This window comes from Nocardioides sp. GCM10028917, from assembly GCF_042666175.1.
Lineage (GTDB): Bacteria > Actinomycetota > Actinomycetes > Propionibacteriales > Nocardioidaceae > Nocardioides.
Map to the genome: position 1 here is coordinate 1 of NZ_JBHTFL010000011.1, position 13,015 is coordinate 13,015.

Genomic DNA, 13,015 nt, shown 5'->3' on the forward strand with positions numbered 1-13,015 from the left:
CGACAACCTCGCCGCCCTGTGCCGCTTCCACCACCGCCTCAAGACCCACACCGCCTGGCGCTACCGCGTCACCGGACGAGGGTGCTTCGAGTGGACCTCACCGCACGGCCACCGCTACCGCCGCGACCACACCGGCACCACCGCGATCAACCGCGCCGAGCCACCCGACTCGCCCGACCCGCCCGGCATCCCGCGCCCACGTCGACCATGACCCCGCCCCGCACCCCGCCATCGACCAGGTGGCGGGGCCACAGGGACGTCCACAGATCCTGTGTTGCGCCGCGACACCGCGACCGGCTTCGACAGACCTATGGCTGCACATGAAGCGACGTTCAGCGCCCTACGGTGGCGCGATGGACGTGGTGCGGCGGCTCACGAATGACGCCTACGCGCAGGCACTCTCCTCATGGGCGTGGCTCGAGGGGATCGACCGGATGGAGCCGGTCCTGGCGAACGGCTTCGGCGATGTGTTCCTGCGGGACCGGGACGGGTCGTTCTCGTTCCTCGACACGTTGGACGGCAGCCTCGTCCCGGCGTGGCCGGACTCCGCGACCCTGCAGGCGGCCATCAACACCAGGGAGGTGCAGGACGAGTACCTCCTAGCGCACCTCGTACGTGCCACCGAACTGGAGCCCGGTCCGAGCAGGTCCTCTCGTTCAGGATCCCGCCGGTCCTTGGGGGCGAGCTGTCGGTCGCGAACATCGAGCTGGCCGACTTCGTGGTGTCGGTCAGCGTCGCCGGCCAGATCCACGAGCAGGTCCGGGCGCTGCCACCGGGCACCCCGTCACAGACATCCGGATCGAACGCTGATCCCACCGGGGCGCACGTCGTGATGTCCTGCCTCGGCAGGCCTCCCTGCGTGCGCGGCGGGGCACCGGCCGGGGTGGCACGCTGGGCACGTGCGTGGATTCGTGCTCGTCGGGGGCTGGCCGGGGTCGGGCAAGACCACGCTGTCGCGCGCGCTCGCCGCCGAGCTCCCCTTGCCGCTGCTGTCCAAGGACGAGGTCAAGGAAGCGCTGATGGACGCGCTCGGTGCCCCGTCCGACGTCGAGGAGTCCCGCCGTCTCGGTCGGGCGGCGGTCTTTGCGGTGCTGGCAGCGGCACGAGGGTGCCCCGGCGCGGTCGTCGACAGCACCTGGTATAGCTACGCCGAGGCGCTCGCGCGTGACCTGCCGGGTCCGGTCGTCGAGGTGCGGTGCCGGGTGCCGCTCGCGACGGCACAGGAGCGCTACGCCGCGCGGACCCGGGACGAACGCCACCTCGATGATCGGCGCCGGTCGTCCGAGCTGTGGGCCGAGGAGGTCGCTCCGCTGGGGCTGGGCCCGGTCCTCGACGTCGACACGTCGGTCCCCGTGGACGTCGCGCAGGTCGCGACAGCGTGCAGGGCGCTCCTCACGGATGAGCCGCGGCATGGGCGAGTCGACGTCGCTCCTCGGCACCTGAGGGGCACCGTCCGCCCGTGGGACGATCGGGCGTGACGTGGGCACAGACGACCGATGCGGCCGAGCTCTGGCACCGGGCGGGGCCGTGGCTGGGTGAGCACCCGGTGGAGAACGCGCCCCTGCTGGCTGAGGTCGCCCACCTCCTCGCGACGGACACCGCGCCGCAGGGGCTCGAATGCGGTTGGTGGAGCGACGACTCCGGGGTCGTGGGCGGGGCGTACGTCCGGGCGCCCCGGCACGACCCGCTCCTGACGCGGATGCCCCGCGCCGCTCTGGACGAGCTGGTCCCGCTGGACGCACGCCCCGACGCCGTAGGCGTGCCGGGCGTGGTCGCTGATGACGTCGTGCAGGCCTGGGCGGCGGCCGGCACACGGCTGACGCCCACTCGCTCCTTCACGGTGCACGTGCTCGAGGAGCCGACGGCTCCGCCCTCCTGCGCCGGTCGCTCGCGCATCGCGGAGCCGGCTGACGAGCCGATGCTCCATCGGTGGTTCGACGAGCTGATGGCAGGTCTGCCCGGCGACCCCAGCGACCTGGCGTACGTCGTCGACGACCCGCTCGCCGCCGGTGGGCTGGTGCTGTGGGAGGTCGACGGCGATCCGGTCGCGATGTGCAGCCGCAGCCGGGTCCTCGCGGACACGGTACGGATGGGTGCGTGCTATGCGCCCGGCGGAGAGGCTGCGTACGTCGAGGCCGCGTTCGGCGCAGCAGCGGTCGCGGCTCGCCGCCACGCGCGCCACGTGACGGTCCTCGCGGCGACCGGTGACGAGCAGGAGGAGGCGCGCCTGACTGCCGCTGGGTTCATCGCGGCGGCAACGCGGGTGCTGCTCACGGCGCGCGGCGAGAGCTGACCGGGCCACGACGCAGCGCACGGGCCAGGCCACCGGCGACGGTGCGCGGTCGGAGGATCGGCGTGCCCGACCAGGCCGTGTCCTGCATGCCGGCGACGGTCTCGGCCAGGACGAGGGTCGCGTTCGTCGACGGCTCCCAGCCCAGCTCCGTACGCGCCCGGGTCGTGTCGAGCAGCGGCACGGCGTAGCCCATGTCGATCCATCCGGGGTCGAGGGGTTGCACGCGGGCGTGCCAGCTCGTCGACACGGCGGCGCGCACAGCGGCGGACGGGACGTGCAGGAGTCGGGCGCCGAGGACGTCGGCCACGGCCTGGGCGGTGACGGGCGGCTCGGCGGCGAGGTTGAACGCGCCCGGCGCCCGGGCGTCGAGCACCCGGGCCAGGGCGTCGGCGACGTCGTCGGCGTGCACCATCGGGATCACGAGCCCGGAGTCGATGGGCAGCACCGGCACGTGCCGGAGCACAGCGGCCGGGACGAGGGCGGGCAACCCGTATCGCAGCAGGGCGCTGCCGGCGCTTCGCTGGCCGATGATGCCGGGTCGCACCCGGGTGACGGTCACGTCGGGGCCGTCGACCTCCAGCTCGTCGAGGAGCCGTTCGGCGGCGGCCTTGTGCCGGCTGTACATCGACGTCGGTACGCCCTCGGTGGGCCACGTCTCGTCGACCGGGGCGTCGTCACGCTTGGGGGAGTAGGCCCCCACGGACGACATGTGCACGAGGTGCGGCACCCCTGCGGCCACCACGGCGTCGATGACGCGCCCGGTTCCGCCGACGCCGAGCGCGCGCAGGTAGGCCTCCCGGTGCGAGGGCTGGAAGCCCCACGCGAGGTGCACGACGGCGTCGGCACCCGCGCAGGCGGCGCGCAGCGCTCCCGTGTCCGCGTCGTCGGTGAGGTCGACGGCCACCCACTCCATCGGCGGGAACGACACGTCGCTCGCGGGTGGGCGCCGGACGACCCCGACGAGCTCGTGCCCGCCGTCGTCGGTCAGCCGTCGGACGAGGGCAGAGCCGACGTTGCCGCTGGCTCCCGTGATGACGATGCGCATGCGCGACCAGTACCCCGTCACGGGCTGCGCAGACTCAGCGCGAGGTGTTCGCCGTCCGGCCCTTGGTGACGCCGACGAAGGCCTGGGTGACGTCGTCGTCCCGGTCCAACAGCCACACCAGCGCGATCGTGGTGGGCTCGAGGTCGGTGACGACGCGGGTCACCACGTCCTTGCGCTGGTGGAGCCGCGCGACCGACATGGGTACGACGACCACGCCGGTCCCGGCGGCGACCGTCTCGATCGCCTCCTGCTCGCTCATCGGCGGCCAGTCGAGCTGGTCGGCCGTGGGCGTCCAGCCGCTGGGGTGGGGCCGGACGAGCTGCTCGTCGTCGAGGTCGCCGGTCGTGACCTCCTCGTCGGCAGCGGCGAGCACGTGGTCGCGCGAGGCCACCGCCACCTGCAGCTCCTCGTACAGGCGGACGCAGTGCAGCCCGTCGCGGTCGACGGGGAGGCGGACGAGTGCCATGTCGAGGCTCCCGTCGCGCACGCCGTCGAGCTGGTCGGCCTCCGTCACCGGCACGAGCTCCAGCCGCTCGCGACGACGGTCACGCCAGTGGCGCGCCCACTTGTCGGGCGTCGCGCCGGTGACGAAGCCGATGCGCAGGGTGTCGGTCATGGGACCGAGCCTAGGCGTCAGCGGTCAGGCGTCGACCTTGGTGGCCTCGTCCGACCGGACGTCCGTGTCGACCTCGGCCTTCTCGACCTCACCCTTCTCGACCGAGAGGACGAAGTCGTCGCCGTGCTCGGTGACGCCGGTGATGACCGCTGCCTCGACGGCCTCGATGGCGTACTTCCGGCGCACGACCCGCGGGTCCTGGGCGAGGTCCTTCACCAGGGCCACCGCCAGGCCGATCATGATCAGCACGAACGGCAGCGCCGCGATGACCGTGATGGTCTGGAGGCCGCTCAGCGCGTCCGCGCCCCCGACGAGCAGCATCACGGCGGCGACGGCACCCGTGGCCACGCCCCAGAAGATGACGGTCGGGCGGCTCGGGTGGATGGTCCCGCGCTCGGAGAGCGAGCCCATCACGATGGAGGCGGCATCGGCGCCGGAGACGAAGAAGATGCCGACGAGGACCATCACGACGATGCTCGACACCGTGGCGAGAGGGAAGGCCTCGAGGGTGCTGAAGAGCTGGTTCTCGAGCCCGCCGGCTCCCGCGATGTCGGTGCCGTTCTGCTGCAGGTCGATCGCGGTGCCGCCGAAGATGCAGAACCACACGACGCTGATCAGGCTCGGCACCAGCAGCACGCCCGTGACGAACTGGCGGATGGTGCGCCCGCGCGAGATGCGCGCGATGAACATGCCGACGAAGGGCGTCCAGGACAGCCACCACGCCCAGTAGAAGACCGTCCAGGTCGACAGCCAGGTGCTGACCTCGTCGCCCTCGGCGGCGGTGCGCGCGGCCATCATCGGCAGGTCGGCGACGTAGCTGCCGATCGAGGTGGGCACCAGGTTGAGGATGAAGACCGTGGGTCCGACGATGAAGACGAACAGGGCCAGCCCCACGGCGAGGACCATGTTGATGTTGGACAGCCACTGGATGCCCTTCGCCACGCCGGAGACGGCGGACAGCACGAAGGCAGCGGTGAGGACGGCGATGATGCCGACGAGGACGCCGTTGCCGGTGTCATCGAGCCCCGCCACGATCTGGAGCCCGGACTCGATCTGCAGCGCGCCGAGGCCCAGCGAGGTGGCGGAGCCGAACAGGGTCGCGAAGATCGCGAACATGTCGATGGCCTTCCCGCCCACGCCGTGGGCGTGGCGACCGATGAGCGGCTCGAAGGCGGAGCTGATGAGCTGCAGGCGGCCCTTGCGGTAGACGCCGTACGCCACCGCGAGGCCGACGACCGCGTAGATCGCCCAGGGGTGCAGGGTCCAGTGGAACATCGTGGTCGCCATGGCGTGCTGGGCAGCCTCGGTGTTGCCGGCCGCACCCGTGCCGGGCGGCGGCGTGACGAAGTGGCTGATCGGCTCGCTGACGCCGTAGAACATCAGGCCGATGCCCATGCCGGCGCTGAACATCATGGCCACCCAGGAGATGGTCCGGAACTCGGGCTCCTCGTCGTCGCGACCGAGCGGGATGTTGCCGAACTTGCCGAGCGCCAGCCAGATCACGAAGACGACGAACGCGCTCGAGGTGAGCACGAAGAGCCAGCCGGTGTTCCTCATCGTCCACGCCAGGCCGCTGCCCGAGGCGTCGGCGAGGCTGTCGGTGCTGAGGAACCCCCAGACGAGGAAGGCGAGGCTGACGACCGCCGTCACCCCGAAGACGACCTTGTCCAGGCCTGTCTCGCGGGGCTCTGTGGGCTCGATGGCCGCGTCCAGCGCGGGGTGGGGCTCGTCGATGACGTCGGGTGTGGGCAGGTCTCGCGGGTGTTCGATTCCGGTGGCCATCCGAGGACCAGACCAAAGAACCGCACCGGTGCGCAAACCGGGAGCATGCGTGTTCGCTCACACTGAGACGAGGCCCACAGGGGTGAGGCCGAGGTGCCGGCGCTCGTGGCACCGTCGAGGGGAGAGGTGAGGACATGAGGCAGTCGCAGACGTTCGACCCGGCCCTGCACCAGGCCGGCAGCCCGGCCGCGGAGGGCGCGTGCTCCCACCACGCTGGCGGGTCCAGCGGCGACTGCGCCGGCGAGGCCGTCGTCTCCTTCGAGGACCGTGACGGCCAGTGGCAGTCGGGGTGCCGTACGGCGCTGGAGGAGCTCGTGGAGCGCGGGGAGATCGAGCCCCTCGGCCAGGGGGCCTGACGACGAGTCGGGGTCAGGCCCCGTTGGACGCCTCGTGCCAGTCCCAGTGGGCGCGACGGTAGACGTCGGTCGCGGCCACCAGCGCACCGCACACCCGGCACACCGGCTGGGGACCCGCGTCGGAGTCGAACATGTCCATGACGTCCGGACCGGTGCTGTGGTCGTCCCGCTCGCTCATCCGGCCACCATAGGTCGCACGAGGCGGGCTCACCAGTGGGATCACGACTCGCGTAGGCCAGACGCCAGGGCCCTGCCCCAGGCACGTGCGCGCTCGAGCTCGCCGTCGACCAGCGGGCCGGGGGAGTCCGCGACGTAGAAGGACTCGGTGCCGACCATCCGGCCGAGCCGGTGGCGCGCGACGAACCGGGCGGCCGAGCGAGCTGCCGAGCCGGGCAGGCGACGCACCTGCTCGGCGCGGGTGTCGAAGGTGGCGACGGAGCACGCTGGTCCGCCGGCCGGCAGGGTCCCCAACCACTCGCGGATGCCGCGGCCCTCGTGCCCGGGCTCGGCCCCTTGGTCGTGGGCGTCGCGCCGGGTGGTGGGCCGGCTCATCGAGAAGGCGTGCGTGGGGCCGCCGAGGACGACGAGGTCGACCCCGTCGGGCAGCGGGGACGGTGCCGACCCGACGTCGACGACCTGCACCGGGCCACCGTCGCTGTCGGACAGGCCGTCGGCGATCGCCCGGGCGACGGCGCGGGTGTTGCCCCAGTGGGACTCGTGGACGACCAGTGCGGTCATGGCGTGCGCCTCTCGGAGTGGGGAAGGGGGGTCTGGTGGGGGACAGGTCCGAACGAGCGCAGCCACCGTGCGGTGAGCCACGCGCTCGCCCCGAGCAGCAGCACGCTGGGCACCGCGTCCGGGCCGAGGTGGACGTCGGCGTCGGTCGCGAGGGCAAGGAGGGGACCGGCCCACAGCGCGGTGAACAGCGTCAGGATCTTGAGCATGGCCACCGCGGCCAGGGCGCCAGCCACCGCTCGACCACGCAGCAGCAGCACCCCCACAGCGGCGATGGCGGGCAGGACGGCCCCGAGGTCGAGGACGAACACGGGGTACGGCGTGCCGCCCACGCCCTGGGGCTCCGGCACGCTGCCCCCGAGGGCGTAGGGCACCAGCACCGAGAGCCACAGCCCGGCGAACAGGACGGCGGTGACGACGAGGACCCAACCAGTGGTCCGGGTCAGTCCGGGGGACGCGGTCGAGGCGGGCGGACGGTCATGGATATGCAGGAGGCCGCCGAGCAGGCCGGCGCCGGACAGGCTGACGATCAGGACGTAGACCAGGAACACCCGGTTCATCGGCACACCGGTGACGTAGATCAGGTAGCTGTAGAGCAGGTAGGCCAGGAGCCCGAGCCGGGCGAGGCGGGCCGCGACGGACAGGACGGGCCCGCGGACCAGGAGCACCAGGACTCCCGCCACCACGATGCTGCAGGCGTCCTGGGCCCGCGCGGATACGACGGTCGCCTCCGGCAGCGAGCGATACGGCGTCTCGGCGAGCAGCCCGTAGAGCGACGCGGCGACGACGGCGGTCGCCAGCACCCAGGTCGACACGAGCGTTGCGGTGGTGCGCGTCAAGGCGTCGTGGCTCGTGCGGGGCTCCAGTGTCGCGGTCATGGCGATACCTCCATCTGCCACCTCGAGCATCCATCGCCTCGCCGACGAGGTTCAGGGGCGAAGGTCGTCGCCAGCGAGGACCTAGGTCCCCGGCTTGCCGGCGTCGGCGTAGGAGCGCACCACCGAGATGTTGAGCGGGAAGTCGACGGACAGCTCGCGGAACAGCAGCCGGCCCGCGGTGGACGCTGCCTCGGCCACCTCCGCGGCGACGGCGTCGGCGAGGCCGGCCGGGGCGTGCACGACCACCTCGTCGTGCAGGAAGAGGACGAGGTGCGGCCTCTCGTCGAGGGTGCCGTCGCCTCCGAGTCGCCAGAGGCGGTTGCGGAGGTCGGCGATCCAGCACAGCGCCCACTCGGCGCCCGTGCCCTGCACCACGAAGTTGCGGGTGAACCGGCCGAAGGACCGACGCCGCCGGTCGAGGTCGTCGAGGTCGGCCGGGGGTGCGTCAGGGGACTCGTCCCAGGAGCCGCCGAGCGCCGGGCTGCCGCGCCCGAGCAGGGTGCGCACCACCTGGCCACGCTCGCCGGCGCGCGCTGCGTCCTCGACCAGCCCGAACGCCTGCGGGTAGCGCCGGGTCAGCCCGGCGACCATCCGGCCGCTCTCCCCGCTGGTGGCGCCGTACATCGCGCCGAGCAGGCCGAGCTTGGCGTCCTGCCGGGTGGCGACGGCTCCGGCCTCGACCATCCCCTGGTAGAGGTCGGCGCCCCGCGCGGCGCGGGCCAGGGCGCGGTCGCCGCTCATCCCGGCCAGCACGCGCGGCTCGAGCTGGGCCACGTCGGCGACGACGAGCACCCAGCCCTCGTCGGCCACGGCCGCCGACCGCACCTGGACCGGGAACGACAGGGCGCCACCGCCGTTGGACGACCACCGTCCCGTCGCCGACCCGGCGGGCTGGTAGACCGCGCGGAACCGGCCGTCGCGGACCCACTCGTCGATCCACGCCCAGCCGTTGGTCGAGAACAGGTGGGCGAGGGACTTGTAGCGCAGCAGCGGCTCGACGACCGGGTGGTCGACGGCGCGCAGGGTCGACGCCCGGGTGTCGGTGACCTCGATCCCCGCCCGGCGCAGGGCAGCCAGCAGGTCCGGTCGGGAGTCCGGGTTGAGGCCGGGGGCGTCGAGGAGGCGTCGTACGTCGTCGGCGCACTCCGCGAGGAGCCGGGGGCGGGCGCCGCGGGGCGGGCGGGGGCCGAGCCGCTCGGACAACAAGGCCTCGTGGACGTCGACGCGCCACGGCACACCGGCATGGGTCATCTCGGCGGCCGCGAGGGCGCCTCCGGACTCCGCCGCGACAAGGAGCCGGAGCCGGGCGGCCTCGGGGGAGGCGTCGATCGCCGCCAGCTGGCGCACGTCCTCGACGTCGGCGCGCAGGTGGTCGAGCGCGTCGTGCCCGCTGAACAGCACGGGCTCGGTGACGGTCGCCGGCCGCAGCCGGTCCCACAGCTCGGCATCGTCGCCGCCCAGCAGCGACGGGTCGACGGCGGGCGCCCGGGCCAGCAGGCGCCTGGACAACCGGAGGTCGTGGCACCTGGCCACCCGCACGCCGGCAGCCAGCAGCGGGGGATACCAGCGTGCGGTGTCGTCCCAGACCCACCGCGGGTCGTCGGGCTCGCGCTCGTCCACGTAGGCAGGGAGGTCGGCGAGCGCCACCTCCCGGGTCGTCTCGCCCTCGGACACCAGCACGCGCTCGCCCGGCAGCCGGGACAGGCGGACGCGCGTCATGGGGACAGCCTCCACGACGGCACCGACGTCACCGGCGCCGGCCGCCGACACCGCTGGTCGTGGTCAGTCCAGCTCGAGCACCTCGGACACCGGCCGTCGCGGGGTGCGGGCCGGCGGGGGGCGTCCGGTGGATCGCCAACCGAGGCGTACCAGCAGGAGCGGGTGGGCCAGGCTGCCGAGGACCTCGGCCTGCAGGGCGGCCCGGGTCTCGGGCACCTCGATCACCTGGCTGAGCGGCACCAGCGCGAGCCCGGCCGTGGTGGCGGCCAGCCACATCGCGCCCAGCCCCTCGCCCGCCCGCAGCCAGGCCGCCGGGTCGTCGTCGGTGTCGAAGAAGACGAGGAGCCCGTCGGACGCTTCCAGGTCAGTGGCCGCGCGCTCCTCCGACGCACCCTCGAACCGGTGCGGGTGGTCGCCGAGGTGGTCCGCCCCACCGGGCAGGGCGTCAGGCGGCACCCCGTCGCCTCCGTCCCGGTCCTGCCAGGCCGCCTGCTCCGCACGGGCCGCAGGATCCGCCCACTGCAGATGGTGCGCCCGCCGGACGAGCCGTTCCGCGATGAAGCGCTCGGACTCGTCGGTCAGGGCGACCGCACGCGCGCCCCAGTGGTTGGCGATCCGCGCGAGGTGGGACTGCCGCTCCTCCGGCACCGGCCACGCGGTGAAGCGCCGCCTGTCGGTGCACCGCCGGTCCAGGGCCGCGAGCGTCTCGTCGGCCGTTGCGGGAGGCGGACCGGGGGACAGGTCGAGGCTGGCCAGCAGGTCGGGGCGGTCCGGGTCCGGGTGGCGTACGACCCGGGTCTGCCACCCGAGCGCCTCCGCCGCGGCCTGGGCGTGGTGCAGTGCCGCACCGCAGCTGAGGATGAGGTTGCGGGCGTCGGGATCGGTGTGGGGCAGCCGGCGAGACGTGTCGGCGTACAGCTCGAGGGTGTGCGAGCCGCCTCGCCACTGCCAGGGCTGGGTGTTGTGCACGCTGGGTGCGCGCGTGGCGATCTCCACGATCCGGTGCAGTGTCTCCACGGGGACGAGGCGGGTGCTGGTCATGGCCGGCTCCTTGCAGGTGTGGGTCTGCTCCGAGCGTGCGCGCTCGCTGCGCGGGCCGGCAGAGCCGTTGGTCCCGTGCGCCCGGGCCGTCGGGCTCTGCCGGTCCGGTGCGGCCGCTCCTAGCGTCGTGGCATGAGGACATCGCGCGACCCCACCTCCACCGCCGCGCTCACCTTCCTGGGCGCCGTGGACACCGTCACGGGCAGCCGCTTCCTGGTGGAGACACGGGGAGTCCGCGTGCTCGTCGACGCAGGGCTCTACCAAGGCCTGACGGTCCACCGGAGCCGCAACTGGGACCCCTTCCCCGTCGACCCGGCGGGCATCGACCACGTCGTGCTCACCCACGCCCACCTCGACCACACCGGCTACCTGCCGCGCCTGGTCAAGGACGGCTTCGCCGGCCGCGTGACGTGCACCGCGGAGACCGCTGACCTGGCGGCCATCGTCCTGCGTGACAGCGCCCACCTGCAGCAGGAGGACGCCCGCTACGCCAATGTCGCCGGTTTCTCCCGGCACCACCCCGCACTCCCGCTGTACGACGACGGCGACGTGGAGCAGGCGCTGAAGCTGATCGAGCCGGTCGACCTCGACCGCCCGCTGCGACTGGGACCTGACATCACCCTCACGCTGCGGTCCGCGGGACACATCCTCGGCTCCGCCACCGCCGCACTGCGCCTGGGGCAGCATCGGGTGGCGTTCAGCGGCGACCTCGGTCGTGCGCACCACCCGCTCCTGCGCCCCCCGGCCGTCCCGCCCGAGTCGGACACGCTCGTGGTCGAGTCGACGTACGGCGACCGGCAGCACCCGCCGCCGGACCCGCAGCTCCTGGCCGACGCGGTCAGCCGCACGGTGGCCCGGGGCGGGAGCGTGCTGATCCCGGCGTTCGCCGTCGACCGCACCGAGCTCGTGCTCCTGGAGCTGCGCCGGCTGATGGAGCGCGGGGACATCCCGGACGTCCCGATCTTCGTCGACAGCCCGATGGCCCTCGCCGCACTGGACTGCTACCGACGGGCGGCGTCGCGCGGCGGGCCGCAGCTCCGCACCGAGGCACGCGAGCTGCTCGCCGACCTCGACGGACCGCACGTGCACGCGGTCGACGACGTCGAGGGGTCGATGCGGCTCAACAATCCGCGCACCCCCAGCATCGTCATCTCCGCGTCGGGGATGGCGTCGGGCGGTCGCGTCGTGCACCACCTCGCCCACCAGCTGCCCGACCGGCGCAACTGCGTCGTGCTCACCGGCTACCAGGCCGAAGGCACGCGCGGTCGCCAGCTCGCCGACGGTGCGCGCCAGGTGAAGATCCACGGGCACTACGTGCCGGTGCGGGCGGAGGTCGTCACGCTCTCCGACTTCTCGGTCCACGCGGACGCGGGCGAGACGGTCGACTGGCTCAGCCGGACGCCCGTCCCCCCGCACACGGTGTACGTCGTGCACGGCGAGCCGCGCTCCGCCACTGCCCTCGCCCGGCGCGTCTCGGAGGAGCTGGGCTGGACGGCAGTCGTGCCGAGGTACGGCGAACGGGTGCTGGTGGACTGAGGGACGAGGAGGGACACCATGGACAGCAGGACCTCAGGAGCCGTCGTCGTCGGGGTCACGGGTCGGGGACGGGAGACGTCCGCCCTGCGCTTCGCCGCGGATCACGCGCGGAGGGTGGGAGCACGGATCGTCCTGGTGCACGTCGGACGGGTGTCCCTGCCGACGGTGCCGGGACTGGTGGTGCCCCCGACGGAGGCGATCGACGTGGCCGAGCGGATCGTCCGCGAGGTCGCCGAGGAGCTCGAGGAGCTCGTCGGCGGTCCCGTCGCCCACCACGTCGTGGCGGTGACCGGGGTGCCCTCGCAGGTGCTGGTCGAGCTCAGCCGCGACGCCCGGCTCGTGGTCGTGCAGCACCGCACGCCGACCGCGCTCGAGCGCCTCTTCGTCGGGTCCACGACCAACGGTGCCGCGTCCCGGTGCCACTGCCCGCTCGTGTCCGTGCCGGCCCGGTGGGAGCCCCCGCCGGGCGGCACGGCCGAGGTGGTGGTCGGTGTCCACGAGGCAGGTGTGCCCTGGCAGGTGCTCGAGGCGGCGTTCTCCTGGGCCGACCGGACCGGGGCGCCGCTGAGAATCGTCCACGCGTGGCGCCTCGACGCCGCCTACGACGACATCGTCACCCACCGGGTGGACGCCGAGTGGCGGGCGAAGCAGCAGCGGTTGCTCTCCGCCGCCGTCGCGGACCACCGCGACTCGTGGCCCACTGTCCCCATCGAGGTGGAGGTGCGGCACCAGTGGCCGGCGGACGTGCTGGTCGACGACTCGAGGAACGCCTCCCTCGTGGTGATCGGGCGGCGAGGGGCCCGCGGCTGGATCCCCGAGCACCTCGGCTCGCTGGCGCGGACGGTCCTGCGGGCGTCGATGTGCCCGGTGATGGTCGTGCCGGTGGCCGGCTACGCGTCCGGCGACGGGGAGCTGGGTTCCGACGTGATCGCTCCTGCGACGTGAGAGCTAGGTGTAATTCCCACAGAGGTTGTGAACGTCGAGGCGTAGACGAATAGCGAGGACCTCCAGTAC

At 73.3% G+C, this 13,015-nt stretch carries 13 protein-coding genes and 1 pseudogene; 6 read left to right on the forward strand and 8 right to left on the reverse strand.

Annotated elements, in window-relative coordinates; translation table 11 throughout:
* The 3 genes and pseudogenes from ACFQW6_RS19815 to ACFQW6_RS19825 form a co-directional block, all read left to right on the forward strand.
* Nucleotides 1–211, forward strand: a pseudogene (locus ACFQW6_RS19815) (hypothetical protein); the annotation flags it as partial.
* 688 nt (nucleotides 212–899) lie between these two features.
* Nucleotides 900–1,478: an AAA family ATPase gene (locus ACFQW6_RS19820; protein ID WP_378549587.1), complete on the forward strand. Its 579-nt coding sequence runs from the start codon at nucleotides 900–902 to the stop codon at nucleotides 1,476–1,478.
* On the forward strand, nucleotides 1,475–2,293 hold the full coding sequence (locus ACFQW6_RS19825) for a hypothetical protein (RefSeq protein ID WP_378549590.1): 819 nt from the start codon (nucleotides 1,475–1,477) through the stop codon (nucleotides 2,291–2,293). The genes ACFQW6_RS19820 and ACFQW6_RS19825 overlap by 4 nt, the downstream gene beginning before the upstream one ends.
* Here ACFQW6_RS19825 and ACFQW6_RS19830 read toward each other — a convergent pair.
* From ACFQW6_RS19830 to ACFQW6_RS19840, 3 genes are read right to left on the reverse strand one after another with little or no spacing between them, the layout of a single operon-like run.
* Nucleotides 2,271–3,338 (reverse strand): NAD-dependent epimerase/dehydratase family protein, encoded by a 1,068-nt coding sequence (locus ACFQW6_RS19830; RefSeq protein ID WP_378549593.1) that lies wholly within the window; start codon nucleotides 3,336–3,338, stop codon nucleotides 2,271–2,273. The two genes, ACFQW6_RS19825 and ACFQW6_RS19830, sit on opposite strands and share 23 nt — an antisense overlap.
* Nucleotides 3,339–3,372: 34 nt before the next feature.
* Entirely contained in the window at nucleotides 3,373–3,954 is a 582-nt protein-coding gene (locus ACFQW6_RS19835) for a LysR substrate-binding domain-containing protein (protein ID WP_378549596.1), read from the reverse strand.
* 24 nt (nucleotides 3,955–3,978) lie between these two features.
* Nucleotides 3,979–5,736: a BCCT family transporter gene (locus ACFQW6_RS19840; protein ID WP_378549599.1), complete on the reverse strand. Its 1,758-nt coding sequence runs from the start codon at nucleotides 5,734–5,736 to the stop codon at nucleotides 3,979–3,981.
* A gap of 134 nt (nucleotides 5,737–5,870) precedes the next feature.
* Between ACFQW6_RS19840 and ACFQW6_RS19845 the strand changes: the two genes are divergently transcribed.
* Nucleotides 5,871–6,092, forward strand: coding sequence for a hypothetical protein (locus ACFQW6_RS19845; protein WP_378549601.1), 222 nt, complete (start codon nucleotides 5,871–5,873; stop codon nucleotides 6,090–6,092).
* A 13-nt stretch (nucleotides 6,093–6,105) separates the two neighbouring features.
* Here the strand turns inward: ACFQW6_RS19845 and ACFQW6_RS19850 are convergent, their stop codons facing one another.
* The 5 genes from ACFQW6_RS19850 to ACFQW6_RS19870 form a co-directional block, all read right to left on the reverse strand.
* Nucleotides 6,106–6,270: a hypothetical protein gene (locus ACFQW6_RS19850; RefSeq protein ID WP_378549604.1), complete on the reverse strand. Its 165-nt coding sequence runs from the start codon at nucleotides 6,268–6,270 to the stop codon at nucleotides 6,106–6,108.
* A gap of 41 nt (nucleotides 6,271–6,311) precedes the next feature.
* Nucleotides 6,312–6,830: a flavodoxin family protein gene (locus ACFQW6_RS19855; protein WP_378549607.1), complete on the reverse strand. Its 519-nt coding sequence runs from the start codon at nucleotides 6,828–6,830 to the stop codon at nucleotides 6,312–6,314.
* On the reverse strand, nucleotides 6,827–7,705 hold the full coding sequence (locus ACFQW6_RS19860) for a hypothetical protein (protein ID WP_378549610.1): 879 nt from the start codon (nucleotides 7,703–7,705) through the stop codon (nucleotides 6,827–6,829). The genes ACFQW6_RS19855 and ACFQW6_RS19860 overlap by 4 nt, the downstream gene beginning before the upstream one ends.
* A gap of 81 nt (nucleotides 7,706–7,786) precedes the next feature.
* Nucleotides 7,787–9,424, reverse strand: coding sequence for a bifunctional 3'-5' exonuclease/DNA polymerase (locus ACFQW6_RS19865; protein ID WP_378549613.1), 1,638 nt, complete (start codon nucleotides 9,422–9,424; stop codon nucleotides 7,787–7,789).
* Between the two features lie 63 nt (nucleotides 9,425–9,487).
* A complete protein-coding gene (locus tag ACFQW6_RS19870; RefSeq protein WP_378549616.1) occupies nucleotides 9,488–10,465 on the reverse strand; it encodes an Acg family FMN-binding oxidoreductase in 978 nt (325 codons plus the stop codon).
* A 132-nt stretch (nucleotides 10,466–10,597) separates the two neighbouring features.
* Between ACFQW6_RS19870 and ACFQW6_RS19875 the strand changes: the two genes are divergently transcribed.
* Both ACFQW6_RS19875 and ACFQW6_RS19880 read left to right on the forward strand, forming a co-directional pair.
* Entirely contained in the window at nucleotides 10,598–12,001 is a 1,404-nt protein-coding gene (locus tag ACFQW6_RS19875; RefSeq protein WP_378549619.1) for an MBL fold metallo-hydrolase RNA specificity domain-containing protein, read from the forward strand.
* 18 nt (nucleotides 12,002–12,019) lie between these two features.
* Entirely contained in the window at nucleotides 12,020–12,946 is a 927-nt protein-coding gene (locus ACFQW6_RS19880) for a universal stress protein (protein WP_378549622.1), read from the forward strand.
* Nucleotides 12,947–13,015: the final 69 nt, after the last annotated feature.